This window comes from Nocardioides sp. LHD-245, from assembly GCF_030929495.1.
Taxonomy (GTDB): Bacteria; Actinomycetota; Actinomycetes; order Propionibacteriales; family Nocardioidaceae; genus Nocardioides.
Window position 1 is genome coordinate 196,964 of the sequence record NZ_JAVFWN010000002.1, and the last position, 26,673, is coordinate 223,636.

23 protein-coding genes are annotated in these 26,673 nt (G+C 73.0%); 6 read left to right on the plus strand and 17 right to left on the minus strand.

Annotation, left to right across the window (positions count from 1 at the left end):
- Nucleotides 1-6: 6 nt before the first annotated feature.
- From RB608_RS03570 to rplM, 5 genes are all read right to left on the minus strand, one after another.
- A complete protein-coding gene (locus RB608_RS03570) occupies nt 7-660 on the minus strand; it encodes a response regulator transcription factor (protein ID WP_308086725.1) in 654 nt (217 codons plus the stop codon).
- Between the two features lie 22 nt (nt 661-682).
- A complete protein-coding gene (locus RB608_RS03575; protein WP_308086429.1) occupies nt 683-2,041 on the minus strand; it encodes a histidine kinase in 1,359 nt (452 codons plus the stop codon).
- A gap of 3 nt (nt 2,042-2,044) precedes the next feature.
- Nucleotides 2,045-3,400 (minus strand): phosphoglucosamine mutase, encoded by a 1,356-nt coding sequence (glmM, locus tag RB608_RS03580; protein WP_308086430.1) that lies wholly within the window; start codon nt 3,398-3,400, stop codon nt 2,045-2,047.
- Nucleotides 3,401-3,608: 208 nt separating this feature from the next.
- A complete protein-coding gene (gene rpsI, locus RB608_RS03585; RefSeq protein WP_392390966.1) occupies nt 3,609-4,124 on the minus strand; it encodes a 30S ribosomal protein S9 in 516 nt (171 codons plus the stop codon).
- 34 nt (nt 4,125-4,158) lie between these two features.
- Nucleotides 4,159-4,602 carry a 50S ribosomal protein L13 gene (rplM, locus tag RB608_RS03590; RefSeq protein ID WP_308086432.1) on the minus strand — a complete coding sequence of 148 codons (444 nt, stop codon included), beginning with the start codon at nt 4,600-4,602 and terminating at the stop codon, nt 4,159-4,161.
- A gap of 262 nt (nt 4,603-4,864) precedes the next feature.
- Between rplM and RB608_RS03595 the strand changes: the two genes are divergently transcribed.
- From RB608_RS03595 to RB608_RS03605, 3 genes are read left to right on the plus strand one after another with little or no spacing between them, the layout of a single operon-like run.
- Complete coding sequence (locus RB608_RS03595) at nt 4,865-5,764, plus strand: bile acid:sodium symporter family protein (RefSeq protein ID WP_308086433.1); 900 nt, start codon at nt 4,865-4,867, stop codon at nt 5,762-5,764.
- A gap of 22 nt (nt 5,765-5,786) precedes the next feature.
- On the plus strand, nt 5,787-7,076 hold the full coding sequence (locus RB608_RS03600; RefSeq protein WP_308086434.1) for a citrate synthase: 1,290 nt from the start codon (nt 5,787-5,789) through the stop codon (nt 7,074-7,076).
- A gap of 2 nt (nt 7,077-7,078) precedes the next feature.
- Nucleotides 7,079-7,723, plus strand: coding sequence for an HAD family phosphatase (locus tag RB608_RS03605; RefSeq protein ID WP_308086435.1), 645 nt, complete (start codon nt 7,079-7,081; stop codon nt 7,721-7,723).
- 9 nt (nt 7,724-7,732) lie between these two features.
- On the opposite strand, the gene RB608_RS03610 is transcribed toward RB608_RS03605, so the two are convergent.
- The 3 genes from RB608_RS03610 to RB608_RS03620 form a co-directional block, all read right to left on the minus strand.
- Entirely contained in the window at nt 7,733-8,275 is a 543-nt protein-coding gene (locus RB608_RS03610; protein WP_308086436.1) for a Uma2 family endonuclease, read from the minus strand.
- Between the two features lie 88 nt (nt 8,276-8,363).
- A complete protein-coding gene (locus RB608_RS03615) occupies nt 8,364-9,677 on the minus strand; it encodes a M1 family metallopeptidase (RefSeq protein WP_308086437.1) in 1,314 nt (437 codons plus the stop codon).
- 11 nt (nt 9,678-9,688) lie between these two features.
- Nucleotides 9,689-13,546, minus strand: a complete 3,858-nt coding sequence (locus tag RB608_RS03620; protein WP_308086438.1) for a Pls/PosA family non-ribosomal peptide synthetase — start codon at nt 13,544-13,546, stop codon at nt 9,689-9,691.
- 92 nt (nt 13,547-13,638) lie between these two features.
- Here RB608_RS03620 and RB608_RS03625 point away from each other — a divergent pair, with 92 nt between their 5' ends.
- Nucleotides 13,639-15,270: a long-chain-fatty-acid--CoA ligase gene (locus RB608_RS03625; protein WP_308086439.1), complete on the plus strand. Its 1,632-nt coding sequence runs from the start codon at nt 13,639-13,641 to the stop codon at nt 15,268-15,270.
- 67 nt (nt 15,271-15,337) lie between these two features.
- Entirely contained in the window at nt 15,338-16,561 is a 1,224-nt protein-coding gene (locus RB608_RS03630) for a trypsin-like peptidase domain-containing protein (RefSeq protein ID WP_308086440.1), read from the plus strand.
- 73 nt (nt 16,562-16,634) lie between these two features.
- Here the strand turns inward: RB608_RS03630 and RB608_RS03635 are convergent, their stop codons facing one another.
- The 5 genes from RB608_RS03635 to RB608_RS03655 all read right to left on the minus strand — a co-directional run bounded on the left by RB608_RS03635 (nt 16,635) and on the right by RB608_RS03655 (nt 22,775).
- The gene (locus RB608_RS03635; protein WP_308086441.1) at nt 16,635-16,817 is read right to left on the minus strand and encodes a DUF5302 domain-containing protein; all 183 of its coding nucleotides are present in this window, start codon (nt 16,815-16,817) and stop codon (nt 16,635-16,637) included.
- A gap of 200 nt (nt 16,818-17,017) precedes the next feature.
- The gene (locus RB608_RS03640) at nt 17,018-18,718 is read right to left on the minus strand and encodes an ATP-binding cassette domain-containing protein (RefSeq protein WP_308086442.1); all 1,701 of its coding nucleotides are present in this window, start codon (nt 18,716-18,718) and stop codon (nt 17,018-17,020) included.
- A gap of 42 nt (nt 18,719-18,760) precedes the next feature.
- Nucleotides 18,761-21,508, minus strand: a complete 2,748-nt coding sequence (locus RB608_RS03645) for an FtsX-like permease family protein (protein WP_308086443.1) — start codon at nt 21,506-21,508, stop codon at nt 18,761-18,763.
- Nucleotides 21,505-22,230, minus strand: a complete 726-nt coding sequence (locus RB608_RS03650) for an ABC transporter ATP-binding protein (protein WP_308086444.1) — start codon at nt 22,228-22,230, stop codon at nt 21,505-21,507. Before RB608_RS03650 ends, RB608_RS03645 begins: the two co-directional genes overlap by 4 nt.
- On the minus strand, nt 22,227-22,775 hold the full coding sequence (locus RB608_RS03655; RefSeq protein ID WP_308086445.1) for a PadR family transcriptional regulator: 549 nt from the start codon (nt 22,773-22,775) through the stop codon (nt 22,227-22,229). The genes RB608_RS03650 and RB608_RS03655 overlap by 4 nt, the downstream gene beginning before the upstream one ends.
- A gap of 74 nt (nt 22,776-22,849) precedes the next feature.
- On the opposite strand from RB608_RS03655, the gene RB608_RS03660 reads away from it, so the two are divergent.
- Nucleotides 22,850-23,524, plus strand: coding sequence for a maleylpyruvate isomerase family mycothiol-dependent enzyme (locus RB608_RS03660; protein ID WP_308086446.1), 675 nt, complete (start codon nt 22,850-22,852; stop codon nt 23,522-23,524).
- Nucleotides 23,525-23,549: 25 nt separating this feature from the next.
- Here RB608_RS03660 and RB608_RS03665 read toward each other — a convergent pair whose 3' ends face one another.
- From RB608_RS03665 to RB608_RS03680, 4 genes are read right to left on the minus strand one after another with little or no spacing between them, the layout of a single operon-like run.
- Nucleotides 23,550-24,221 (minus strand): SIMPL domain-containing protein, encoded by a 672-nt coding sequence (locus tag RB608_RS03665; protein ID WP_308086447.1) that lies wholly within the window; start codon nt 24,219-24,221, stop codon nt 23,550-23,552.
- A gap of 39 nt (nt 24,222-24,260) precedes the next feature.
- The gene (locus tag RB608_RS03670; protein WP_308086448.1) at nt 24,261-24,872 is read right to left on the minus strand and encodes a methyltransferase; all 612 of its coding nucleotides are present in this window, start codon (nt 24,870-24,872) and stop codon (nt 24,261-24,263) included.
- Nucleotides 24,869-25,726 (minus strand): tRNA pseudouridine(38-40) synthase TruA, encoded by an 858-nt coding sequence (truA, locus tag RB608_RS03675; protein ID WP_308086449.1) that lies wholly within the window; start codon nt 25,724-25,726, stop codon nt 24,869-24,871. The genes RB608_RS03670 and truA overlap by 4 nt, the downstream gene beginning before the upstream one ends.
- 9 nt (nt 25,727-25,735) lie before the next feature.
- Nucleotides 25,736-26,671: a PfkB family carbohydrate kinase gene (locus tag RB608_RS03680; protein WP_308086450.1), complete on the minus strand. Its 936-nt coding sequence runs from the start codon at nt 26,669-26,671 to the stop codon at nt 25,736-25,738.
- Nucleotides 26,672-26,673: the final 2 nt, after the last annotated feature.

Below are 26,673 nucleotides of genomic sequence, written 5' to 3' on the forward strand. Positions count from 1 at the left end.
TCAGGCTCAGCCCGCCAGGCCGGCGCGGTGGGCGAACACCACCGCCTGGACCCGGTCGCGCAGGAGGAGCTTGGCCAGACAGTTCGAGACGTGGGTCTTGACCGTCGCCTCGCCCAGCACGAGGCGCTCGGCGATCTCGGCGTTGGACAGCCCCTCGCCCAGCAGGCGCAGCACCTCGCTCTCGCGCTCGGTCAGCCGGTCGAGGAGCTTCGTCTCCTCCGCGGTGGGCCCGGCCGGCGGAGCCTGTCCCGCCGCCATCTCGGCGATGACCCGGCGGGTGACCTCCGGGGAGAGCAGGGCGTGCCCGCGGCCGACCGCGCGGACGGCCTCGACGAGCTGCTCCGCCTCGGCGTTCTTGAGGAGGAAGCCGCTGGCGCCGGCCCGGAGCGCGTCGAAGAGATAGTCGTCGCGGTCGAAGGTGGTGAGGATGACGACCCGGCCGAGGTCCTCGGCGACCAGGTCCGCGGTGGCGGCGATGCCGTCGACACGCGGCATCTGCACGTCCATCAGGACGACGTCCGGGCGCAGCCGCCGGGCCAGCTCGACGGCCTCGGCGCCGTCGGCCGCCTCGCCGACCACCTCGATGTCGGGCTCGGCCGACAGGATCATCCGGAAGCCGGAGCGGACCAGCGCCTGGTCGTCGGCGAGGAGGACCCGCAGCCTCGATCCGGAGCCACGGTGCTCAGTCATCCGTGCCTCCCAGCGGCAGCCGGGCCCGGACCCGGTAGCCCCGGGTGGTCCGTGGACCGATCTCGACCTCTCCCCGGTGCGAGGCGACCCGCTCGCGGATGCCGAGATGGCCCATGCCCGAGCTCGACGTCCCCGATCGCGGCCGGCCGTCGTCCAGCACCTCGACCTCGGCGAACGGCCGGTCGCCGGCCTCGGTGACCCGCAGCCGCACCGAGGCGCGGGACGCCGTCGAGTGCCGCACGACGTTGGCCAGCGCCTCCTGCGCGGTCCGGTACAGCGTGAGCCCGACCGTCTCCGGGAGCCGGGCCGCGGCCCCGGGCCGGTCCTCCACCACGGCGTACGACGTGCGCAGCCCGTCGTACGCGCGGCCGGCGACGAGCTCCTCGAGGTCAGCTACGCCGGGCGTGCTGGTCCGCGACCGCTCGGCGGTCGGGTCGTCCGCGGAACGGGCCTCGATGTCACGCAGCGTGCCGAGCAGCGAGCGCATCTGGGAGACCGCCTCGCGCGAGCTGGACTCGATCGCGCCCAGCGCGCCGGCCGCCGTCCGAGGGTCGTCCTGGAGCACGCGGCGGGCGCCGGCGGCCTGGACGCCGATCACCGAGACGTGGTGGCCGACGACGTCGTGCAACTCACGGGCGATCCGCAGCCGTTCGTCCACCACCGCACGCTGCTGGAGGGTCACCGTCTGCCGGGCGATCGTGCGCGCCTGCTCGGCGAGCGCCTCGCGCTGCCGGGCGCCACGCCAGGCGACCTGGCCGCCGATGATGGCGCCGACGAAGTAGACGACGTTGACGATGAAGGTGAGCAGGATGATGGCGGGGACGGGCGGCAGGAAGCCGAAGCGCTCGTCCTCACCCACGCCGTCCAGCCAGGTCTGCACGCTCTGGCCCACCGCGAACTGCCAGGCGACCCAGCAGAGCATGAACACCAGGATCGTGCTGGTCACCAGCAGCGCCGAGCGACGGCTGCGGCCCCATGCCATCGCCGAGAACAGCCCCATGAAGTAGCAGATCTGGAGCGCCACCTGGCCCATCACCTGGGGCATCGCGACGCCGGTCACGAACATGTGGGTGGAGAGGTAGACCGCCACCACGAGCGGGTAGCGGCGCCGAAGCACCAGGGCGAGCGCGGCCGCGGACATGACGAGGTAGATCGCCCACCACGGCGCGTCGACGTTGTCGAAGGCGCCGGCGCTGCGGGCCAGCTCGAGCGTGACGATCCCGGCGATCTCGAACGCCGCGCCGGTGGCGACGTCGCGGGTGGTGATCGGGGGGCTGCCCCGGTCCCACTCGTCGTCGACCGCGAAGTACGCGCCGAGGCGGGCACGCAGCGCGGGACCGACGGAAGACACGGCCTAGAACGCCAGCCGCTCGCGGACGACGTCAGCGAGCCGCTGCGCGACCCCCTCGGCCCGCTCGGCGGTCGGCGCCTCGACCATCACCCGGACCAGCGGCTCGGTGCCGGAGGGACGCAGCAGCACCCGCCCGGAGCCGTCGAGCTCGGCCTCGGCGCCGGCGACGGCCTCGAGGAGGGCGGGGTCGTCGGTGCGGGTGCGGTCGACGCCACCGACGTTGACGAGGACCTGCGGGAGGCGGGTCATCACGCCGGCGAGGTCGCGCAGCGAGCGGTCGGTGGTGGCCATCCGGCGGGCGACGTGCAGCGCGGTGAGGATGCCGTCGCCGGTGGTGGCGTGCTCGCGCATGATCACGTGCCCGGACTGCTCGCCGCCGAGGCTGAATCCCCCGCGGCGCATCTCGTCGAGGACGTAGCGGTCCCCGACGGCGGTCTGCACGACGGTCACGCCGGCCTGCTCCATGGCCTGCAGCAGGCCGAGATTGCTCATCACGGTGGCGACGAGGGTGTCACCGACCAGGCCGCCGGCCTCGCGGAGGGCGAGCGTGAGGACCGCCATGATCTGGTCGCCGTCGACGACCTCGCCGGTGTGGTCGACGGCCAGGCAGCGGTCGGCGTCGCCGTCGACCGCGAACCCGGCGTCGGCGCCGTGCGCGACCACCGCCGCCCGCAACGGGTCGAGGTGGGTGGAGCCGCAGCCCTCGTTGATGTTGAGCCCGTCGGGCGACGCGCCGATGGTGACCACCTCGGCGCCGGCGGCGCTCAGGGCCCGCGGTCCGACCTCGCTGGCCGCGCCGTGGGCACAGTCGAGCACCAGCTTCAACCCGGCCAGCGGCTTGCCGGCGGGTGCGTCGAGGGTGCGGACCAGGTGGTCGACGTACTCCTTGACGGTGGGGCCGTAGGGCGTCACCCGGCCGACCGCGGCGCCCGTGGGGCGGTCCCAGTCCTGGCCGAGCAGCGCCTCGATCTCACGCTCGAGTGAGTCGTCGAGCTTGACGCCGCCGCGAGCGAGGAACTTGATGCCGTTGTCGGGCATCGGATTGTGCGAGGCGCTGATGACCACCCCCACGTCGGCGCCGAGGGCGTCGGTGAAGTAGGCGACGCCGGGGGTCGGCAGCACCCGCAGCCGGAGGACGTCGACCCCCGCGGAGGCGAGTCCGGCGACGACGGCGTGCTCGAGGAACTGGCCGCTGATGCGCGTGTCGCGACCGACGACGGCGAGCGGGCGCGGCCGGCTGTAGCCGCCGTGCTCGACGAGCACCCGGGCCGCGGCACTGCCGAGGTCCACCGCCAGCTCGGCGGTCAGCTTGTCGTTGGCCAGTCCACGGACTCCGTCGGTCCCGAAGATGCGCGGCACGTGCTCCCCCTGAGCTCTGCGGTGCGGGTGGGAAATGGCGACAGGGCCACGGACCGCGGCTGCGGTGCGTGGCCCTGTCGTGACTATCTTGCGCTGCGTCGCGTGTCGGAGTGCCTCGCAAGGCGGAGCCGCGAAGGCGACCTTGGAAGCGGAGCGGTCGTCGAGCGGCGACAGTCGCTCGCTGCGGTGCCCGGCACGCGGCGCAGGATCAGCGCTTGCTGTACTGCGGGGCCTTACGGGCCTTCTTGAGACCGGCCTTCTTACGCTCGGTCGCCCGGGCGTCGCGGGTCAGCAGACCGGCCTTCTTCAGGGTCGGGCGGTAGGCGTCGAGGTCGATCCCGTTGAGCGAGCGGGCCACGCCGAGGCGCAGCGCGCCGGCCTGGCCGGTGATGCCGCCGCCGTGGATGCGGGCGATCACGTCGAAACGGCCCTCGAGGCCGAGCGCCGCGAACGGCTCGTTGACGACCTGCTGGTGCAGCTTGTTGGGGAAGTAGTCGTCGATGGTCCGGCCGTTGATGGTCCAGCTGCCGGTGCCGGGGACGATGCGCACGCGGGCGACGGCCTCCTTGCGGCGACCGGTGGCGGCGCCGGGGGCGACGGTCACGGGGCGGTTGTCGACGGCGGCCGACGGGGAGGTCTCGCTGGTGTAGGCGACACCCTGCTCGTCGGTCTCGAAGGTCTCCTCGACCTCACCGGGGGTGGTGCTGTTGTTCTCAGTCACGATCGTTGTCCTCAGTCCGTTCAGATCAGTCGAGAAGTCACTGGGAGATCTGGGAGATCTCGTAGGGCACGGCCTGCTGGGCCTGGTGGGGGTGAGCCGGGCCGCTGTAGACCTTCAGCTTCTTGATGATCTGCCGGCCGAGGCGGTTCTTCGGCAGCATGCCCCAGACGGCCTTCTCGACGGCCTTGCGGGCGTCCTTGTCGATGACGTCACCGATCGGGGTGGCGGTCAGACCACCCGGGAAGCCGGAGTGGCGGTAGACCATCTTGTCGGCCCGCTTGTTGCCGGACAGGGCCACCTTGTCGGCGTTGACGATGATGACGTAGTCACCGGTGTCGGTGTTGGGCGCGAAGATCGCCTTGTGCTTGCCGCGCAGCAGATTGGCGGCGGTGACAGCCAGGCGACCGAGGACGACGTCGTTCGCGTCGATCACGAGCCAGGCGCGCTCGATGTCGCCGGGCTTCGGAGCGTAGGTGCGCATGATGCGTACCCTCCTTGCTAGTTCGTTGCCCGTACGACGGTCGCCGCCCGGGTTGCCCTGCGCGGTCGGTGACCCCGGCCGCTCGGGCGACGTACTCCTGACGAACTCAGCCCGGCCCACGCACGCTCGTCTCTCGACGATCCACAGGCGATCCGGGTCTGCCCCGTGCCCCGACCGAGGTCGTGACGCGAAGCGGCAGAAGACGCGACCTGCAACACTACGGGCGCCCCCTACCACGGTCAAAATGCGGAGGAGCCGGGCCATGGACTCAGGACTGGTCTCGGTCGGCCTGCCGGCCGCGCTGGCGATCATCATGTTCGGCCTCGGCCTCGCGCTCACGACCGACGACTTCCGGCGCATCGGCCGCACGCCGCTGCCGGTCGCGGTCGCCCTGGTGGCCCAGCTCGTCGTGCTGCCCGCCCTCTGTCTCGGTCTGGTCCTCGCGCTCGACCTGGCCCCGATCCTCGCGGTCGGGATGATGCTGCTGGCAGCCTCGCCGGGCGGTACGACCGCCAATCTGTTCAGCCATCTGTTCCGTGGCGACGTGGCCCTCAACATCACACTGACCGCGGTGAACTCGCTGATCGCCGTCGTCAGTCTCCCGCTGGTCGTCAACCTCGCCGTCGGCTGGTTCGACCCACCCGGAGCCGAGGACATCGGACTGCAGCTCGGCAAGACCGCCCAGGTCTTCGCGATCGTGCTGGTGCCGGTGGCGCTGGGCATGCTCGTGCGGCGCTCCTCACCCCACGTCGCCGCCCGCGCCGACCGCCCGGTCCGGATCGCCTCGGCGGTCGTCCTCGCGCTGGTGATCGTCGGAGCGCTGGTCGGCGAGCGTGAGAACCTCGCCGACTACATCGCCGACGTCGGCATCGCCACCACCCTGTTCTGCGCGCTCAGCCTGGGCGTCGGCTACCTGCTCCCCCGGCTGCTCGGGGTCGAGCAGAAGCAGGCTCTCGCCTCGGCGTTCGAGGTCGGGATCCACAACAGCACGCTCGCCATCGCGATCGCGATCGGCGTGCTCGACAACGACACCCTGGCGGTGCCCGCGGCGGTCTACGGCGTCGTGATGTTCCCGCTCGCGCTGCTCGCCGGATGGCTGCTCGCCCGGCGCCGGTCACCGGTCCGCGGTCACCGATCGGGACACCGGCTACCGCCTCTGTGACGTGGCCGACTAGGTTGGCAGGGTGACTGACTCTCTCACCGTACGCGACAACCGCACCGGCGCGGAGTACGAGATCCCGATCGCCGACGGCACCATCAAGGCCGCGGACCTCGGGCAGATCAAGCTCAACGACGACGAGCCGGGACTGGCCACCTACGACCCGGGCTTCGTCAACACCGCCTCCTGTCGCAGTGCCATCACCTACATCGACGGCGACAAGGGGATCCTCGAGTATCGCGGCTACCCCATCGAGCAGCTCGCGGAGAAGTCGAACTTCCTCGAGGTCGCCTACCTCCTCATCCACGGCGAACTGCCCACCAAGGAGCAGTACGAGCAGTGGGTGCACGACATCACCTTCCACACGTTCGTGCACGAGAACGTCAAGGGCTTCATGCAGGGCTTCCGGTACGACGCGCACCCGATGGGGATGCTGATGGCGTCGGTGGGGGCCCTGTCGACGTTCTATCCCGAGTCGAGCCGCATCGACGACCCGGAGAACCGCCACATCCAGATCGTCCGGATGATCGCCAAGATGCCGACCCTCGGCGCGTGGGCCTTCCGGCACGCGCAGGGCAAGCCCTACGTCTACCCGGACAACGAGCTGTCGTACGCCGAGAACTTCCTCTCCATGCTCTTCAAGATGAGCGAGTCGAAGTACGCCGCCGACCCGCGCATCGCCAAGGCCCTCGACGTGCTGTTCATCCTGCACGCCGACCACGAGCAGAACTGCTCGACCAACGCGGTCCGCTCCGTGGGCTCCTCGCAGGTCGACCCGTACTCCGCCGTGGCCGCCGGCATCGGCGCCCTCTTCGGCCCGCTGCACGGCGGCGCCAACGAGGCCGTGCTGCGGATGCTGCGCCGGATCGGCAGCAAGGAGAACATCCCCGCCTTCATCGAGGGTGTGAAGAACGGCGACGAGCGGCTGATGGGCTTCGGCCACCGGGTCTACAAGAACTACGACCCGCGCGCCAAGATCATCAAGAAGGCCACCGACGACGTCTTCGAGGTGACCGGGGTCAACCCGCTCCTCGAGGTCGCGATGGAGCTGGAGAAGATCGCGCTGGAGGACGAGTACTTCGTCAAGCGCAAGCTCTACCCCAATGTCGACTTCTACTCGGGCCTGATCTACGAGGCGCTGGAGTTCCCGCCCGAGATGTTCACGGTCCTGTTCGCCATCGGCCGCACCCCCGGCTGGCTCGCGCAGTGGCTGGAGCTGACCGGCGACAAGGAGCAGAAGATCGCCCGCCCGAAGCAGATCTACACCGGTGACCGCGGCCTGACCTTCGTTCCCGCCGAGGAGCGCTGGGCCTGAGCTTGCCCCGCTCCGCCGTACCCTCCTCGACCCCTGCCACCGACGTGGCAGGGGTCGTCTGGGATCTGGGCAACGTCCTCATCGACTGGCAGCCGCTCGCCGCGGTGGCCGCGGGCGTCGGCGACGCCGAGGCGCGTCGGTTCCTCGCCGAGTTCGACTTCGGCGCCTGGAACCACGCGTGCGACGCCGGCCGCTCCTGGGCCGACGCGTTGGCCGAGCTCGACCGTCTCCACCCCGAGTGGTCACCGCACGGGCACGCCTACCATCGGCACTTCCCCGCGGCGCTGAGCGAGCTCCCCGCGTCCGTCGCGGTGGTACGCGAGCTGCACGCCGCCGGCGTGCCCCAGTGCGGGCTGACCAACTGGTCCCACGAGCTCTACCAGGCCCATGCGGCAGGACGATTCGACCTCCTCGACCTGCTCGACCACGTCGTCGTGTCCGGCACCGAGCGGATCGCGAAGCCCGACCCGCGCATCTTCCTCCTCGCCGCCGAGCGGTCGGGGCTGGTGCCCGAGCAGCTGGTGTTCGTCGACGACAACGTGGGCAACGTAGAGGCGGCCGCGTCCCTCGGGATGGCGGGGATCGTGTTCACCGACGCCCCGACGCTGCGCGCCGAGCTGGCGGCCCTCGGGTTGCTCCCCGGCTGAGGCCGACGCTCAGGCGAGCAGCGCGTCGATATCGACGGGGACCTCGACGTCGCCGTAGGCGAGCACCACCTGGCCGCTGGCGAAGCGGCCGGTCTCGAGGTAGAAGCCGTCGACGAGCCGCATCGTGGTGACCTCGTGGTCGCGCGGGTCGACGATCCAGTACGACGGGGCGCCCCACGCGGCGTAGCGCTGCACCTTGCCCACGAGGTCGTCGCGCCGGTTGGTGGAGAGCACCTCGACGACCAGCAGAGGCACGTCGGCGAACACGTCGTCGTCGCTGTCGTCCCGGAACACCGTCAAGTCGGGGATGAGGTGCTCCTGGACTCCTCGCGGCGACCAGCCGAGCGACTGCAACGCCTCGGCACCGGCTGGGAGGACGGCATCGACCAGCCGCTCGAGCCGCTTGATGATCTGCTGATGCTTCTTGGTTGCCGGCGGCATGATGACCAGGCACCCCCCGTAGTACTCGCCGGTCTCGGGGTGGTCGAGGAAGTCCTCCCAGCTCATGGGGATGCGTCGCAGGTCATCGGTGGGGTGCATCGCCACGGTCATCGCTGCTCCTTCCGGTTTCGGCGTCTCCCGAGATCGTCGCCGACCCGATCAGTCAACGCAACCGGGACGGCGGCGGCAACCGCGGCCCTCAGCCCTGTGGATAGGACGGCAGCGCGGCGTCGTACAGCCACGGCCGGAGCAGCGCCGCGGCGTCGGCGCCGGTGCGCTCGGAGGCGAACGCGAGGAAGTCCTCGGTGGTGACCGACTCCCCCGCACGGGTGGCCGCCCAGTCGCGCAGGACGGCGAAGAAGGCGTGGTCGCCGACGGCGACCCGCAGGGCGTGGAGGGTGAGGGCGCCGCGCTTGTAGACCCGGTCGTCGAACATCAGCTCCGCGCCCGGGTCGGCGAGGACCAGGTCCTGGTCCAGCCCGGCGAGGCGCTCGTGGTGGTGGCGGGCCCACGCGTCGCAGGTGCGTGGACCGCCGCTCTCCTCGGACCACAGCCACTCGGCGTAGCAGGCGAATCCCTCGTGCAGCCAGATGTCGCGCCAGTGGCGCAGGGTGACGGCGTTGCCGTACCACTGGTGGGCGAGCTCGTGGGCGATCAGCCGCACCTGCGACCAGTCCGGCGAGCAGAAGTTGCGGCCGAAGGTCGACAGGCTCTGGCTCTCGAGCGGGATCTCGAGCTCGTCGTCGGTGACCACGGCGGCGTAGGCGTCGAACGGATAGGGCCCGAAGGCGCGCTCGAAGAACTCCATCATCGCGGGCTGCCGGTCGAACGAGCCGGCCAGGTCGGCATCGGGCGGCGCGACGGTCCGGGTGCGCGCGTCGTGCTCGGTGGTGGCGTAGCGGCCGATCTGGACGGTGGCGAGGTAGGTCGCCATCGGCCGGTCCATGGCATAGGTCCAGCTCTCGGCGCCGGCGTGCCGCTGGTGGCCGGCGAGGGTCCCGTTGGCGACGACGACATAGCCGGTGGGCGCGGTGACGGTGGTCCGGTAGGTCGCCTTGTCGTCGGGGCGGTCGTTGCAGGGGAACCAGGTCGGAGCGCCGTGCGGCTGGGCCGCGACGATGACGCCGTCCTCGAGCTCCTCCCACCCGGCGTCGCCGTGGTGGCGGTCGACGACCGGCCGGGGCGAGCCGCCGTAGACGACCGTCAGCCGCAGCTCGTCGCCGGCGGCGACCGGCCGGTCGAGCTGCAGGACCAGCCGGTGGCCGCGCGCCGACCACTTCTTGATCCGCGGCGCCGGCTGTCCACCGTCGAGCCGCAGCTTGGTGGCCCGCAGGTGGGCGAGGTCGAGGACCAGCCGCGCGGTCTCCTCGCGGACGACCAGGTCGAGGACCGCGGTCCCGCTCAGACGGTTGCCGTCGGGGACGTAGGCGAGGTCGAGGTCGTAGTGCCGCACGGCGTACGACGGGTCGCCGTGGCCCGGCAGGTACGCGTCGGCGGTGGGGAGGTTCGGCACGAACAACGCCCTCAGTCGGCCCACGGACCGATGGGATTGCCGATCCAGCGCGTCTTGTCCGGCACGGACTCCCCCCTCATCACCAACGACACCGGCCCGACCGTAGCGTGCTTCCCCAAGGACGCGGCGGGCAGCACCACCGAGTTCGGGCCGACGGTCGCGCCGCGGTGCAGCCGGACGGTGTCGGTCGCGAGCAGCCGGTCGTGGAACAGGTGGGTCTGCACGACGCTGCCCTGGTTGACCGTGGCGCCGTCGCCGAGCTCGACGAGGTCGGGCTCGGGCAGCCAGTACGACTCGCACCACACGCCGCGGCCGACCTTGGCGCCCATCGCGCGGAACCAGACCGCGATGAGCGGCGAGCCCGTCGCGAGCCCGGCGAACCAGGGCGTCGCGACCACCTCGACGAAGGTGTCGGCGAGCTCGTTGCGCCACACGAACGAGCTCCACAGCGGGTGCGAGCCCGCGCGGACCCGGCCCACGAGCAGCCACTTCGCGAGGATGGCGACCACCGCGGCGACGATCCCGGCACCCCACAGCAGGACGGGTACGACGAGCGCCCCGGCCAGGGCGCCGTGCCGGTCCCCGACGGCGAGGGTGCCGAGGACGACGGCCAGGTGCAGGGCCACGGCCAGGGTGACCGGGAGCAGGCGCGCGACCTCCCAGCAGGCGCGGGCCACCTTGAGCCGGGCCGGCGGGGCGTAGGTGCGCTCGTCGGCGGACCCCTGCGCCGCGCGCCGCAGCGCCGCCGGCGGGCTGCCGAGCCAGGACTCGCCGGCCTTGAAGGTGCCCCGGGCGGGCGCGGCCGAGAGCACCGCGACGAGCGAGCGCTTCGGGACCTTGCGGCCGGGGGCCGCCATCGCGGAGTTGCCGACGAAGGCGCGCTTGCCGACCTTGACCCGCTCGGCGCGCAGCCAGCCGCCGCCGAGCTCGTAGCCGCCGATGAGGGTGTCGTCGGCGAGGAAGGCCTGGTCGCTGACGCTCACCAGCGACGGGATCATCAAGGCGGTCGAGGCCTCGACGTCCTTGCCGATCCGCGCGCCCAGCACTCGCAGCCAGACCGGGGTGAGCTGCGAGCTGTAGAGCGGGAACAGCCAGGTCCGGGCCTCGTCGAGCACCCGGATCGTCGACCATACGCACAACGCCGGGCCGCTCTGCAGCGGATGCGCGCCGGCCTTGACGCCGCGCGCGAGAAGCCGCACGACGCCGACGATCAGGGCGGCCAGGACGACGAACCCGGCCAGGACGCCCGGAACCAGCCAGGGCGCGAGGGTCACGGCCGCGTCGCCGGCACCTGTGGTGGCGCCGACATCGGCCAGCAGCAGGACGGGCACCGCCACGACCAGCACGGCGACCGCGGGCAGGCAGGAGAGGAGACCCGCCACGGCGGCGTACGCCATCGCCCAGGTGCGCAGCGAGCGCCGCGATGCCGGCGGGCGCTCGGCCCAGGGGCCTCGTGCGGCGGAGCTCATCCGCACGGCGGGCGCCCCCGACCAGAACTCGCCGGTCGGGACCTCGCCGAACACGGCCGAGCCGGGCGCGACCTCGGCGTCGTCGCCGACGACCGCGCCGGGACACAGCATCGAGCGGGTGCCGACGCGGGCGCGCCGGCCGATCCGGATGCCGCCGACGTGGAGGGTGTCGCCGTCGATCCAGTAGCCGGTCAGGTCCACCTCGGGCTCGACCGAGGCCCCCTTGCCGACGGTCAGGTGACCGGTGACGGGAGGCAGCGAGTGGAGGTCGGCGCCGCGGGCGACCTTCGCGCCGAGGAGCCGGGCGTACCAGGTGATGTACGGCGCTCCCGCGAGCCGGGTCGCGCCGAGCTCGTCGGCCAGCCGCTCGGCCGTCCAGATCCGCAGGTGCACCTTGCCGCCGCGCGGGTAGGCGCCCGGCTCGACGCCGGCGAGGACCGCCCGCGCCAGCTTGGCGGCGACGAGCATCCGACCGGGCGGGCTGACGAAGACGACGAGCAGCAGGACCAGCAGCCACCACGGCACGGCCGGCAGCCATCTCACGTCGAGGACGTCGTGCCCGATCCGCGCGAGGGTGAGCGTCCCCGCCACCCAGCGGGGCGCGGCCAGCGCCCGCAGCAGCGGGATCGCGACCACCTGGCCGATCTGGGTCTTGCGCGGGATCGGCATCACCTTGCGGCTCTGCTCGGCCAGGGCCATCGGCTCCAGCGAGTCGAGGAAGCCGGCCAGGGCGCCGATCGTCGGGTTCTCGTAGAGGTCGGCGACGGTCAGCTCGGCGTGGTCCGCGCGCAGCAGGGTGACCACCTGGGCGGCGGTCAGACTGCCGCCACCGAGGTCGAAGAAGTCCGCGCCGGGGCCGTCGGGCGCGGCACCGATCACCTGCTGCCAGATCTCCGCGAGCCGGGCGGCGGTCCCGTGCAGACCCGCGTCGGCGGGGTCAGCGGCCGCCAGCGGCCACGGCAGCGCGTCGCGGTCGACCTTGCCGGAGGTGCGGGTCGGGATGTCGTCGACGACGGCCAGACGCGGCACCAGGGCGGCCGGCATGGTGGCCCGCAGGTGGGCCGTCGCAGCGGCACCGTCGTAGTCCGCCGTGGTGGCGACATAGCCGACGAGCAGCTGGTTGCCGCTGCTGGTGCGACGCACGGCCGCCGCGGCGGCGCTGACGCCGGGCAGCGCCAGGAGCGCGGAGTCGACCTCGCCGAGCTCGATCCGGCGGCCACCGACCTTGACCTGGTCGTCGGCTCGGCCGGTGAAGAGCAGGCCGCCGGAATCGTTCACGACGATGTCGCCGCTGCGGTACGCGCGCTCCCAGCCGAGCGTGGGCATGGGCGCGTACTTCTCCGCGTCCTTGGCGGGATCCAGGTAGCGCGCGAGCCCGACGCCGCCGATGATCAGCTCGCCGGGCTCCCCCTCGGCGACCGGCTCACCCGTCGCCGGGTCGACGACCACCAGGTCCCAGCCGGCCAGGGGCAGTCCGATCCGGACCGGGCCCTCGGCGTCGACGAGGGCGCCGCAGGCGACGACCGTGGCCTCGGTGGGCCCGTAGGTGTTCCAGACCTCGCGACCGGGTGTGACCAGGCGGGCGGCCAGCTCGGGCGGCAGCGCCTCGCCACCGAGGATGAGCAGCCGGACCCGCTCGAGCGCATCGTCGGGCCACAGGCTGACCAGGGTCGGCACGGTGGAGACGACCGTGATGGCGTTCGCCGTCAGCCAGGGGCCGACGTCGACGCCGCTGCGCACCAGCGCCCGGGGCGCCGGGACCAGGCAGGCGCCGTACCGCCAGGCCAGCCACATCTCCTCGCAGCTCGCGTCGAACGCGACGCTGAGGCCCGCCATCACCCGGTCCTCCGGGCCGAGCGGGGCCTGCTGGAGGAACAGGTCCGCCTCGGCGTCCACGAACGCCGCGGCGTTGCGGTGGGTCACCGCGACGCCCTTGGGCGTGCCGGTCGAGCCGGACGTGAAGATCACCCACGCGTCGTCCTCCGGCGTCGGGTCCCGCCGGGCCCGGGGCGCACCCTCGCGGCGGGACTCGATGACCAGGCCCGCGCCGATCAGCGCGGCGACCCGCGCCTCACCGAACACCAGCCGGGCCCGCTCCTCGGGGTCGTCGGCGTCGACCGGCACATAGGCCGCGCCGGCGAAGAGGATCCCCATGATCGCGACGTACAGGTCGGTGGTGCCCGACGGCAGCCGGACCCCGACCTTGTCGCCCGCCCCGATCCCGAGCTCGGCGAGCTCGCCGGCCACGATCTCGGCGGCCTCGGCGAACTCGGCGTACGTCACCGTGTCGTTGCCGCTGTCGAGCGCCATCGCGTCCGGGTGGTCGGCCACCGTCCGGCGGAGGACGTCGACGAGCGTGCGCGGCGCCGGTGCCTCGGCGCCGCGGAGCAGGGGATTCACCTCTCGATCGTCGTCGGTCCGGGTGAACGCAAGGTGACCGGCCGATGCGCGGTCCGTTGTGCCGCTTTGTGATGTGAGCCACAATCTGCGAGATGAGCGCGACGACGGAGCCCCAGCCCCCCGCCCCTGCCCGCGCGTGGCCGCCAGCCACGCCCCCCGAACCGACCTACGTCGAGGACCGACTCAACTACTGGGCGGAGGCGACGCCCGACGCCGAGGCGATGACCTACCTCGGCCGCACCTGGACCTGGCGGGAGTGGGCCGACCGGGTCCACCGCGCGGCAGGCGGACTGCGCGACCTCGGGATCGCCCGCGGCGACGTCGTTTCCTTCCTCGACAAGAACCACCCGGCCTGCGTCGAGGTCAGCCTCGCGGCGGGCTCGATCGGCGCCGCCAACGCGATCATCAACTGGCGCTCGGCCGGCGACGAGATCGACTACGCCGTCAACGACTCCGGCGCGAAGGTGCTCTTCGTCGGCCGCGAGCTGATGCCCACGATCGAGACGATCCGGGACCGGCTGCCGGACGTGCAGAGGATCATCGAGGTCACCCCCGACGGCGGTGACGACGACGAGTACGAGCAGTTCCTCGCCGCGGCCACGCCGTGCGACGACGGTCCCGATGTGCTCGAGGACGACGTGTGCCTGGTCATGTACTCCTCCGGCACCACGGGCCGGCCCAAGGGCGTGATGCTCACGCACCGCAACATGGTCCGACACACGATCAACGCCCACGACGGCTGGGGATTCGAGCCCGGCGACAAGTCGATGGTCGCCATGCCGCTGTTCCACGTGGGCGGGTCGTCGTACGTCCTCTTCGGGCTCCACGACGGCATCCCCAGCGTGATGACCCGCGAGCCCGACGCGGCCTCGCTCGCCGGCGCGATCCTGGCCGGCGCCAACCGGACCTTCCTCGTCCCGGCCGTCCTCGCGCAGGTGCTCCAGGCCGGCCCGGACGCGGTCAAACTGTTCGGTCTGCTCAAGACCTACACGTACGGCGCCGCGCCGATGCCGCCGCCGCTGCTCCGTGCCGCGATGGAGGCCTGGCCGGACACCGACTTCATCCAGGTCTACGGACTCACCGAGGTCGCCGGCGTCGCCACCCACCTGATGCCCGAGGACCACCGCACCGCCGAGGCCGACGGTCACCCCGAGCGGCTGGTCTCCGCCGGTAGGCCGCTGCCGGAGTGCGAGGTCCGCATCGTCGACCCGGCCACGCTCGCGGACGTCGACACCGGCGAGCACGGCGAGATCTGGCTCAAGACACCGCAGCTGATGAAGGGCTTCCTCAACAAGCCCGAGGCCACCGCCGAGGCGATCACCCCCGACGGCTGGTTCCGCACCGGCGACATGGGCCACGTCGACGAGGACGGCTTCGTCTTCGTCTCCGACCGGCTCAAGGACATGATCATCACCGGCGGCGAGAACGTCTACTCCCCCGAGGTCGAGCGGGTCCTCTCCGAGCACCCCGGCGTGCTCGAGGTCGCCGTGATCGGCGTACCGGACCCCACGTGGGGCGAGTCGGTCAAGGCCGTCGTCGCGCTGCGCGAGGGATCCGACGCCAGCGAGGTCGAGCTGATCGAGTGGACCCGCGAGCGCCTAGCGCACTACAAGGCGCCCAAGTCCGTCGACGTCATCGCCGCGCTGCCCCGCAACCCGACCGGCAAGATCCTCAAGCGGGAGCTGCGCAAGCCGTACTGGGAGGAGCAGCCCCGGCAGGTGTAGCCGGGCTCAGAGGAAGTCCTCACGCGGTCCTCAGCCGGATCACAGGGACAGCTCGCACAGTGGAGGCATGACCCAGTCCCTGCCCCCGATCCCTCCGGCCCAGCCGGCACCGCCCGCCCCGCCGGCCTTCCCGCCTCCCTCCTCCCACGAGTGGTCGCCGCCTCCCCGGCGGCCGCGGCGGGCCGGGTTCGCGGTGACGGTGCTGACCGGTGCGCTGCTGGTCGGGGGCGGGGCCGGGATCGGCGGTGCGGCTCTCTACGACGCGGCCTCCGGTGACGGCGGCAGCAGCACCAGCCGTACGTCGTCGCTGCCGGTCGTCGACAGCGGCAACCGGCCCGCGGCGTCCGGGAGCGTGGAGTCGGTCGCCGCCGCCGTCCTCCCGTCCGTGGTGGCGCTCGACGTCCGGGGGGCCGGCGGCGCCGGCAGCGGCTCGGGGGTCGTGCTCGACGGCGACGGGCTGATCCTCACCAACGACCATGTGGTCACCCTCGGCGGCGAGATCCCGGCCGACCAGGCCGAGGTGACGGTGTCGTTCAACAACGGAACGAAGGTGCGCGGGACCGTCGTCGGCACCGATCCCCTCACCGACACGGCCCTGGTGAAGGTCGAGGGGGTGGACGACCTGAAGCCGATCACCATCGGCAAGTCGAGCAACCTCGACGTGGGCGAGCAGGTAGTCGCGATCGGGTCGCCGTTCGGCCTGGACGCGACCGTCACCAGCGGCATCGTCAGCGCGCTCGACCGGCCGGTCGAGGTCGCCCGCGACGCCCAGGGCAACGCCACCGCCTATCCGGCCATCCAGACCGACGCCGCGATCAACCCGGGCAACAGCGGCGGACCGCTGGTCAACATGGACGGCCAGCTGGTCGGCATCAACGCCTCCATCCGCTCGACGTCCCCGGGTCAGGGTGCCGAGTCGGGCTCGATCGGCCTCGGCTTCGCGATCCCGATCGACGAGGTGCTGCCGATCATCGATCAGCTCCGGGCCGGGGAGACCCCGACCCATGCCCGGCTGGGCATCCAGGTCGCGGACGCGGCCGGTACGGCGGGCTCCAGCGACACCACGCTGAGCGGCGCCCGGATCGCCGAGCTCGAGAAGGGCTCCGCCGCGGCCGACGCCGGCCTGGCGCAGGACGACGTCATCACGGCGATCGACGGCCGCCAGATCGAGAACACGGAGGCGCTGATCGCGACGGTCCGCTCCTACCGGCCCGGCGACACGGTGAAGGTGACCTACCAGCGAGGTGGCAAGGAGAGCACGGCCGAGCTCCAGCTCGGCTCGGACGCCTGAGCGGGCATCCCTCCCACCGACGCGAGGGGGCAGCCTCCGACGGGAGGCTGCCCCCTCGACCAGTTGCAGGGGGTCAGGAGCCGCCGCCACCGGCCTTGCGCCGGTGCATCTTCGGTGCGCCGCCGACCACTTCGGAGCCGTGCGCCTTCTCCTTCGCGGGCCCGTCCTCGTGGACGCCCCGCTCCTTGTGGTTCTTGCGGTCGAGAGCCTCGCGCATCTTCGCCTTGAGATCGTCGTTCGCGCTGTTGGCAGCCATGATCGTCCTTCCGCAGCAAGAGGGGGTGATGTCCCCAACCGTTGCATCCGGGAGCGCCGGAACCAAGCGATTTGCCGCGCTGTAACACGCCGTCCACCGCACTGGTCGCCAGTTGTCAGCGCCGAACGGCCCGGAGTCGGCCTCGAAAGCGCCGACAACCGCCGGGTAGACGGGTGGACAACGTGTTACACCCCCGCCGATCAGCGTCCGCGGACGACCCGTCCCTCATCCCACACCGGTCCGTCGGACTCGTAGACGGTGCCGTCGGCGCCGAACACGCAGAACCGGTCGAACCCACGGGCGAACCAGCGGTCGTGGGTCACGGCGACCACGGTGCCGTCGAACGCCTCGAGCCCCTCCTCCAGCGCCTCGGCGGACTGGACGTCGAGGTTGTCGGTGGGCTCGTCGAGGAGCAGCAGGGTCGCGCCGGAGAGCTCGAGGAGCAGGATCTGGAAGCGCGCCTGCTGGCCGCCCGACAGTGAGTCGAACGACTGCTCGGCGCTTCCCGCCAGCTCGTAGCGGTCGAGCACCCGGCTCGCGGCCTCGCGGCCCATGCCCTGGCGGCCGGCCGGCGTCCCGTCGCCGCGGTGCAGGATCTCCAGCAGCGTCCGGCCGGCCAGCTCGGGGTGCTCGTGGGTCTGCACGAACCAGCCGGGACGCACGCGCGCACCGAGGCGGGCACGGCCGGTGTGGGCGACAGGCGCGATCGGTACGTCGCCCACCGGACGGTGCTCGACGTCGGGGTCGGTGCCGCCGGCCGCGAGCAGACGCAGGAAGTGGGACTTGCCGGACCCGTTGGAGCCCAGCACGGCCAGCCGGTCGCCGTACCAGACCTCGAGGTCGAACGGCTTCATCAGGCCGGTGAGCTCGACGTCCTCGCAGACGACGGCACGCTTGCCGGTGCGCGCCCCGGACAGGCGCATGGTGACCTGCTGCTCGCGCGGCTGCTCGGTCGGCGGGCCGGCCTCCTCGAACTTGCGCAGCCGGGTCTGCGCGGCGCGGTACTGCGAGGACATTCCGTCGTTGTACTCGGCCTTGATCTTCAGCCGCAGCACCAGCGCCTTGATCTTCGCGTGCTCCTCGTCCCAGCGGCGGCGCAGCTCGGCGAAGCGGGCGAAGCGGTCCTTGCGCGCCTCGTGGTACGACGCGAAGCCGCCGGGGTGCGTCCAGGTGCTGTTGCCACCGCCGCCCGCGCCGAGCTCGACGGTCACGACGTGGGTCGCGGCGTTGGCGAGCAGCTCCCGGTCGTGGCTGATGAACAGGATGGTCTTGTCGGAGGCGGCGATCCGCTGCTCGAGCCAGATCTTGCCGGGCACGTCGAGGAAGTTGTCGGGCTCGTCGAGAAGCAGCACCTCCTCCGGGCCCGCGAGGAGGTACTCCAGCACCAGCCGCTTCTGCTCACCGCCCGACAGGGTCCGCAGCTCGCGGTACTTCGCCCGGTCGTAGGGCACCCCCAGCGCCTTCACGGTGCACACGTCCCAGACCACCTCGACGTCGTACCCGCCGGCGTCGGCGTACTCCGCCAGGGCGTGGGCGTACGCGAGCTGGGTGGACTCGTCGTCGGTGTCCATCAGGGCCAGCTCCCAGCGGTCGACCTCGGCCGCGGCCGCCCGCATCCGCGCCGGCGCGAGCCCGAGCAGCAGGTCCGCGATGGTCGGCTCCTCGCCGAGGCCCCGGTCGACCATCTGTCGCATCACGCCCAGCCCGCCGGACCGCGTCACGGCCCCGGCATGGGGGGTCAGGTCACCAGTGATGATCCGGAACAGCGTGGTCTTGCCGGCCCCGTTGGCGCCGACCAGCGCCACCTTGGCGCCCTCGCCGACCCGGAACGACACATCGTCGAGCAGCACCCGCCCGTCGGGCAGCTCGTACCGGACGCCGGCGACCTCCACATGACCCACGAGAGTCGATTGTCCGGGTTGACGCCGCCCACCGCGAGCCGATTACGCGCGCCGCTCCAGCATCGGCACCCGCGAGCGCGTGCACGCCGCCGTGATCAGCGCCGCGAGCACCGGGACCCCGAGCCCCACGCCCACGAGGTTGACCCACGGCACCGTGAACGACGGCGCCCCGAAGGTGGCCCGCAGGGCGTAGGACACGAAGGTCCCCAAGACCACCCCCACCAGCGCGCCGACCCCCGCGATGACCAGGGCCTGCGCGCCGGCGAGCCGCCGGCGTACGGCGGGATCGGCACCCACCGCGGACAGCGTCGCCAGCTCGCGACGCCCCTCGGCGGCGGAGAGCGCGATGGCTATCGCGACGCCGATCAGGGTGACCAGCCCGGCCAGTGCGCCGACCACGAGCAGCGCGAGCCCGCCGTCGGAGTGGTACGGGTGGTCGACCGAGCCCCCGGCCCGGTGCCCCTCACCCGCGGCCCGCAGGCCGGCGCGGACCTGGGCCCGCGTCGCGTCGGGGTCGAAGGTGACGAACCGGTTGGTCGGCGACACCACCAGTCCGTTGCGCTCGGCGGTCTCGGCACTCATCAGCACAGCCGGCATCGAGGCGTAGGTGGTCTCCGGTTCGACCGCCCGGGCCGGCAGTGACAGCGTGGGGATGTCCTCCTCCCGAAGGACTCCGTCGGCATCGGCCTCCGCCCGACCCTCGAGGTCGGCGGTGACCTTGCCGTCACCGCCGACCAGACCCGGCATCAGCGCCAGCGCCTCACCGTCGGCGAGCGCGGCCGTCTCCTCGGCGCTCAGGTCTCGGCCCAGGATCACCCGGGCCAGCGCCGGATCCGCGATCGCCGCCGACCCGCTCACGCCATAGCTGACGCAGTCGGCCGGGCAGCTGATGCCGGCGTCGAACCACAGCTGCTCGACGTCGGCGGCGCCCTGGTCCTGGCGCGAGACGGACGTCGGATAGCCGAGCTCGGTGGCGGCCAGCACTCTTCCGTCCGGCAGGGCCTCGGCAGCGCGCTGCGCCGCCTCGTCCACGGCCGTCGATCCGTCCGCGCCGGGGGCATGGGCCGGGTAGACCTGCATCACGCCCGGCGGCAGCTGCGGGATCCAGGCTGCCTCGTCGCCCCGCTCGCTGCCGGCGATCGCGAAGGCCGCGACGACCGATCCGGCCACGGCCAGCATGATCGCGCTCGCCGCCGGTCCCGTGCGGTGCCGGTGCCGGTCGGCGTCCCGCAGCGCGATCCGGCCGGCGAGCGGCAGCCGGGCGCCGAGCCGGCCCAGCCGGCCGAGGACGACCGGCATGGCCAGGACCAGGCCGGCGATGGCGAGGACGGCACCCAGCAGCACCAGCGCGATGGGCACGGTCGGGCTCGGCGCCGACAGGTAGTTGCCGGTCTGCTTGGCCACGGCGAGCGCCTCGGCGTACCGCTCGAAGTCGTCGGCCATCTGCGCGCTGCCGAGCAGCGCCAGGACGGCACCGGCCAGGATGCCCGCGGCGCCGAGGAGCCCGGCTCGCCGCGAGCGCGCGCCGGTGACGCGGAACCGGCCGGACAGCGCGTCGAGCGGCTGCTGACGCGCCGCGCCGATGGCCGGGACCGCCGCCGCCAGCACACCCGAGAGGATGCCGACGACCACGGCGATCAGCACCTCGGGACCGAACCGGAAGACCGGCAGCACCGAGCCGTTGAGCCACTCCCACAGCGGCCAGCCCAGCCAGGCGACCAGGAATCCGACCGCGACACCGCCCGTCGTACCGATGACGCCGAGGGTGGCCCCCTGCACCAGCAGCACCGCGCGCAGCTGGCGCGGCGAGGCGCCCCCCGCATTGATCAGCCCCATGTCGCGCCCCTGCTTGCGGGCGCCCACCGCGAAGGCGGCGCCGGCGAGCAGGATCACCTCGAGCAGGCCGAGGCCGACGATCAGGGTCGTGAGCGCGGCACCCCGCAGCTCGTCGGCGGTCAGCGCCGGCTGGTCCCAGATGCGGTAGCGGTCGGGGTGCAGGTAGGTGTCGCGCGGGTACAGCAGCACGCCCTGCTCGGCCAGGGACATGGCCAGGGCGTCGCCGTTGACGCCGGCCGGGAGGTCGACGAGGTACGTCGGCCGGCTCGGCGCCCAGCCGGAGCCGTCGGCCCCGCGGGCCGGGATGAGCATCTGGCCGGGCTGGGCGTACACGGAGTCGCAGGCGCGGCACTGCTCGTCGCGGACGACCCCGCTGACCGGCAGCCGGACGCCGCTGATGTCGTCGGTGACGGTGTCGCCCGCCCCGACCTTCATCGCGGCGGCCGCCGACTCGGTGAGGACCACCTCGCCCGCCTTCGGGTACCTGCCCTCGCGCAGCTGGAGCCGGTTCGGCTGCAGCCGCGACGGCATGGTGGCGAACTGGAGCGGCAGGTCCACGATCTCCGAGCCGTCCCCCACCTCCACCAGCAGTCCCGACCCCGACCCGTCCTCGTCCTGCGACTCGAGCCGGGTGCCGTGGGGCAGCAGCGCGGTGACGTCGACGCTCGCCGGGTCCCGCTTCTCGACGCCGTCCTCGAAGTAGTAGCCCTCCCACTCGGTCGACAGCCGGAAGCCCTCGAACGTGACCTGGTCGGTCACCACGAGCTTGGCGTCGGCGTTGCCGAGCGCCAGATACGCGTCGCGGGCCGGGGAGTCGCTGGAGCGGTAGAGCACGTCGCCGAAGGTCGCCACCGCCACCGGTAGCCCGATCAACAGGGCGATCAGGGCCGACCGGGCCAGGTTGCGACGGATCGAGCGGCGGGCCATCCGCTGCGCGGGGCGCCACACGCTCATGTCAGCGCCCCCAGGTCGACGGCGACGGGCGCGCTCGCGGTGGTCTCGTCGACGATCGCGCCGTCGCTGATGAAGACCACGCGGTCGGCCCACGCGGAGTGCCGCGGCTCGTGGGTCACGAGCAGGCAGGCCGCGCCGGCGTTGCAGCGGGCGCGCAGCATGCGCAGCACCCCCTCACCGGTCTCGCTGTCGAGGGCGCCGGTGGGCTCGTCGGCGAGCACCAGGCGGCGCGGTCCGACCAGGGCCCGGGCTATCGCCACCCGCTGCTGCTGGCCGCCCGACATCTCGTCGGGGAAGCGGTCCGCGACCTCGCGCAGGCCGATCTCCTCCAGGGCGGCGAGCGCCTCGGTCCGCGCCTCGGCGGCGCGGGCGCCGTCGAGCTCGCGCGGCAGGGCGATGTTCTCGGCCGCGGTCAGGGACGGCACCAGGTTGAGGTCCTGGAAGACGTAGCCGACCGAGCGGCGGCGCAGCCGCGCCAGCTCCTTGCGGGACAGCCCGGACAGCGACCGCCCCTCGACGAGCACGTCACCCGTGCTGGGCGCGTCGAGGCCACCGGCGAGGTGCAGGAGCGTGCTCTTGCCGGAGCCGGACGCACCGCGGACCGCGACCAGCTCGCCGGGTGCGATGCTCAGGGACGCGCCGTGCAGAGCGGTCACGAGGGTCGCGCCGGCGCCGTACACCTTGCCGGCGTTGCGAAGCTCCAGGACGGGGTTGGCGGTCACTGGACGGCCTCCTTCTCGGGGGTCTGGGTGGTTCGTGCCTTCCGGAGCCGGGCCTCGCACCGGTCGAGCCAGCTCACCTCGGCCTCGACGGCGAAGATCAGCGAGTCGATGACCATCACCCGGGCGAGGTCCTCCTCGGGGACGGTGCCCTTGAGCCGGGTCAGCGACTGCAGGGAGCTCATCGCCTGGCTGCGCTGGGCCTGCACCACCTCACGCGCCTCGACCCCCGGCGTACTCACGGCCATCGCCAGCTTGATGGCGAGCTCGTCGCGCGGGCGCGACTCCTGCGCGATGGGCGAGCCGAACCAGTCGGCCAGCTCGGCGCGGCCGGACGGCGTGAGGGCGTAGACCACCCGACCGTCGTCGTCCGGCACCCCGTCCGCCTCGATCTGGCCGCCCTTCTCCAGCCGCTGGAGAGTCGAGTACACCTGCCCGATGTTCAGCGGCCAGGCCGACCCGGTCGCGGTCTCGAACTCGGCCTTGAGCTGGTAGCCGTACTTCGGGCCCGGCGCCAGCAGCGCCAGGAGACCGTGTTTGATGGACATGAGTACGGAGTATGCATACGCCGTATCCATATGTCCAGCGCCTCGCCGACCGTGGCGCCTGCGAGAATCGCCGGATGGAGTGGATCGACCTGCTGGAGGACACCACCGGCCGGTTCGCGGAGGTCCTGGCGACCGGCGACCTCACCGCGCCCGTCCCGAGCTGTCCGGGCTGGACCCTCGCCGACCTCGGCGAGCACACCCGGTGGGTGCACGCGTGGGCGGCGCACGCGGTCACCGACGGCAATCCGGACGGCGACACCCCGGCGCCGGGGCCGGAGCGGGAGGCGCTCCTGGCCGGCTACCGCGCCGCGGCCGCCCACCTCGTCGATGTCCTGCGGCGCACCTCCCCCGACGCCCCGGCCTGGGCGTTCGGCCCGGAGACGAGGGCGGGATTCTGGCGACGCCGCCAGGTCCACGAGGTCACCGTGCACCTGTACGACGCCCTCGGCTCCCAGGGCCGCACCGGGGATTGGCAGCCGACCCCCGAGCTCGGCTGGAACGGCGTCGACGAGGTGGCGACGCTCTTCTACCCGCGTCAGGTGCGGCTGGGCCGCAGCGCGCCGCTGCCGGCACCGGTCCGCCTCAGCGCCACCGACCTCGACCGCTCACTCGTGCTCGAGCCCGACGCCGCGGGCGAGCCGGTCGAGCTGGCCGCGCCCGCGATCGACCTGCTGCTCATGCTGTGGGGCCGGGTGCCCGCGACCGGACCGGCCGCCGAGGTCCTCGCCCAGGCCAAGGTCACGTCCTGACCCGCTCCGCGGGGCGGTGCCCGGCTCAGTCGACGACGAAGCGGGCATCGACCTCCGCGGAGACCTCGATGTCCTCGGGCGACAGCTCCAGCTCGGCGCCGCCCGCGGCGTCCTTGGCCGCCATCCGCATGAAGGCACCACCGCCTCCGCCCATCGGCGAGATGCCCTGGCTCAGCATGCCGGCATCGGCCACGGCGACCGGCCGGACCGGGCCGAGACCGAGCGCGTCGGCGTACTCCTGGGCACGGCGGGCGGCGTCCTGCACCGCGCGGGTACGGACGGTGCGCTCGAGCTCGATCCGATGGGCCTCGGTGAGCGCCCAGACGACGCCGTCGAGCCGGAACCCCTCCGCCGCGGTGACGAGCCGGCCCACCCAGGTCGTGAGCCGCGCGAAGTCGCGGAACTTCACCTGCACCCCGACGCTGGCGTGGTGCACGAGCGGCAGCTGCTTGCCGTCCTGGTTCCACGGGCGCTCGGCCCAGGTCCGCACGTGCTGGGTGGCCCACCAGGTGACCGGCCCGCTCGTGGGGTCGTGGAGCTCCTGGACCGATGTCTTCACGGCCTCGAGGTCGCCGGCGACCCGGTCGTAGACGGGCTGCAGCGCCGGTCCCTGGAAGGCCAGGGTGACCTGCGCGGTGCCGCGCTCGGGCGGCTGGAAGGCGGAGTGGGACCCGCGCACGGTGAACTCGGTCGGCATGTCGCCCACTCTAGGAGCCGGTGAGTCAGGATCGGCGGGTCAGGAGCGGCGGGTCTCGAGGACCCGGAACCCCTTCGCGCTGGCGATCCGCTCGGTCGGGAAGCCCTGCTCGCCGAGCCAGCGCTGCAGCGAGTCGGCGCCGAGGTTCTTGCCGACGACCATGACCGCGCGGCCGCCGGGCGCGAGCCGCGGCAGCCAGGTCAGCAACAGCTCGTGCAGTGCCGCCTTGCCGATCCGGATCGGCGGGTTGGACCAGATCTCGTCGTACGTCGCGGCGGGGTCGACGGACTCCGGGACGCGGGCCGCGAAGCGGTCGCTCACGCCGAGCGAGGCGGCGTTCTCGTTGGCCAGCAGGACGGCGCGCTGGTTGACGTCGACGGCGGTGACCGTGGCCGTCGGAGCGGCGAGCGCGCAGGCCAGCCCGATCACGCCGTACCCGCAGCCGAGGTCGAGGATCTGGCCGCCCGTTGGGGGTTCAGTCTCGCGGAAGAGCACGGACGTGCCGATGTCGAGACGACCGCGCGCGAAGACGCCCGATCCGCTGACCAGGTCGAGGTCCAGGCCCCACACCCGGGCGTGGACCCGCGCCCGCTGGAAGGGCACGGACGGGTCCGCGGAGAAGTAGTGCTCGTCGTCGCTCGGACCACTCATCCCTCGGCCCCGTCCTCGACGAGGGTACGGCGGGCGGCGGTCTGCTCCGCGCGGGCGGCGAGCCCGGCGGCGTCGGGGTAGGCGACCTCCTCGAGCGTCAGGCCGTGGGCCGGGACGACGATCACGCCCTGGTCGCGCCGCCGGCCGGTGAGGATCTCGACGGCCCACGCCGGGTCCTGACGGCCTTCGCCGATCGCGATCATGCAGCCCACGAGCGCCCGCACCATCGAGTGGCAGAACGCGTCGGCCTTCACGTGCCCGACGATCAGGTCGTCGTCGGTCCGGGTCCAGCCGAACTCCAGCAGGGTGCGGATCGTGGTCGCACCCTCCCGGTGCTTGCAGAAGGCGGCGAAGTCGTGGAGGCCGACCAGCGAGCGGGCCGCCTCGTCCATCGCTGCGACATCGAGCGCGCGGGGCCAGAAGAGAACGTGGTTGCGGGTGAGGGGGTCGGCACGGGCCGGGTCGTCGACGATCCGGTAGGCGTAGCGCCGCCACAGCGCCGCGAACCGGGCGTCGAACCCCGCGGGCGCCGCGGCGATGCGGTGCACGCGCACCGTCTTGTCAAGCACGCCGTTGACCCGGCGGGCCAGGACGTCGAGCTGGGTGAGCTGACGCGCGGCCGTCTCGGAGCCCGCCTCCGGGTCCTCGGGCACGTCGACGTGCACGACCTGGCCGCGCGCGTGCACGCCTGAGTCGGTCCGGCCCGCGCAGGTGACCCGCAGGGAGCCCTCCGGCAGCCGCAATACGGTGGTGAGCGCGGCGGTCAGCTCCGCCTGGACCGTGCGCAGGCCCGGCTGGCTCGCCCAGCCCCGGAAGTCGCCGCCGTCGTAGGCGAGGTCGATCCGCAGGCGCACCGGGCCAGCCTATTGCGTGGCGGCGGTGAGCTCGGCGCGGGTTGGCGGGTCCGCGCCGACCCGGCCGACGGTGACGGCGGCGGCCCGCCCGGCGTACCTGAGCGCGGCGCTCCAGTCCTTGGGCCCGAGGGCGGCGAGCCGGGCGCGGGCGCCGGGACCGAGCAACGGCCACAGGTGATCGAGGAGGGCGGCGGAGAAGGTGTCGCCCGCGCCGATCGTGTCGACCACCTCGACCGGCTCGGCGTGCACGCCGCCCGTCGACCAGTCCGCGCCGGAGCAGGCGTGCCACGAGGCGCCCTCGGCGCCGTGGGTGACGACGACCGCCACCGGCCCCAGGGCGAGCAGCGCGGAGGCCGACTCCCCGGCCGAGCGGTCCGGCCACAGTGCGACCAGGTCCTCGTCGGAGGCCTTCACGAGCGTCGCCGACGCGGACGTGCGCAGCACCCGCTCGACCACCTCGCGTCGGGCGCCGGTGATGGCGGGGCGCAGGTTGACGTCGTAGCTGATGCAGGTGGTGGGCGCGATCCGCTCGGCCATCGCCAGCACGTCGTCGGCGCCCGGCGCCAGCAGCGGGGCCAGCGAGGTGAGGTGCACGACGTGCGCCGGCCCGCCGGGCCGGTCCGGCAGGGCGGGCAGCCGCCACCCGATGTCGAAGGAGTACGACGCCGCGCCGGTCGCGTCGATCACCGCGTCCGCCCGCGGCGTGGCGGCCAGTACGTGCGGGTCACCGGCGAGGTCCACGCCGGCCGCCCGCAGCTGGCCGGCGATCACCGCACCGGCCGGGTCGTCGGCGTACGCGGTGGCCAGGCGGACCGGCCTCCCGAGCCGGGCCAGGGCGACCGCGACGTTGACCGCCGAGCCGCCGGGACGCTCGTCCGGCGGGGCTCCGTCCGCGCGGACCACGTCGAGTACGGCCTCACCGATCACCAGCGCCGTCGCCGTCATGT

Excerpts from the sequence above, each read along its gene's own strand:
- RB608_RS03660 (WP_308086446.1), top strand. The coding sequence starts at position 22,850 with ATGGAGTGGATCGACCTGCTGGAGGACACCACCGGCCGGTTCGCGGAG.
- RB608_RS03595 (WP_308086433.1), top strand. The coding sequence starts at position 4,865 with ATGGACTCAGGACTGGTCTCGGTCGGCCTGCCGGCCGCGCTGGCGATC.
- RB608_RS03630 (WP_308086440.1), top strand. The coding sequence starts at position 15,338 with ATGACCCAGTCCCTGCCCCCGATCCCTCCGGCCCAGCCGGCACCGCCC.
- RB608_RS03670 (WP_308086448.1), bottom strand. The coding sequence starts at position 24,872 with ATGAGTGGTCCGAGCGACGACGAGCACTACTTCTCCGCGGACCCGTCC.
- RB608_RS03655 (WP_308086445.1), bottom strand. The coding sequence starts at position 22,775 with ATGTCCATCAAACACGGTCTCCTGGCGCTGCTGGCGCCGGGCCCGAAG.
- RB608_RS03665 (WP_308086447.1), bottom strand. The coding sequence starts at position 24,221 with ATGCCGACCGAGTTCACCGTGCGCGGGTCCCACTCCGCCTTCCAGCCG.
- RB608_RS03610 (WP_308086436.1), bottom strand. The coding sequence starts at position 8,275 with ATGACCGTGGCGATGCACCCCACCGATGACCTGCGACGCATCCCCATG.
- RB608_RS03645 (WP_308086443.1), bottom strand. The coding sequence starts at position 21,508 with ATGAGCGTGTGGCGCCCCGCGCAGCGGATGGCCCGCCGCTCGATCCGT.
- RB608_RS03625 (WP_308086439.1), top strand. The coding sequence starts at position 13,639 with ATGAGCGCGACGACGGAGCCCCAGCCCCCCGCCCCTGCCCGCGCGTGG.
- RB608_RS03635 (WP_308086441.1), bottom strand. The coding sequence starts at position 16,817 with ATGGCTGCCAACAGCGCGAACGACGATCTCAAGGCGAAGATGCGCGAG.
- rplM (WP_308086432.1), bottom strand. The coding sequence starts at position 4,602 with ATGCGCACCTACGCTCCGAAGCCCGGCGACATCGAGCGCGCCTGGCTC.
- RB608_RS03680 (WP_308086450.1), bottom strand. The coding sequence starts at position 26,671 with ATGACGGCGACGGCGCTGGTGATCGGTGAGGCCGTACTCGACGTGGTC.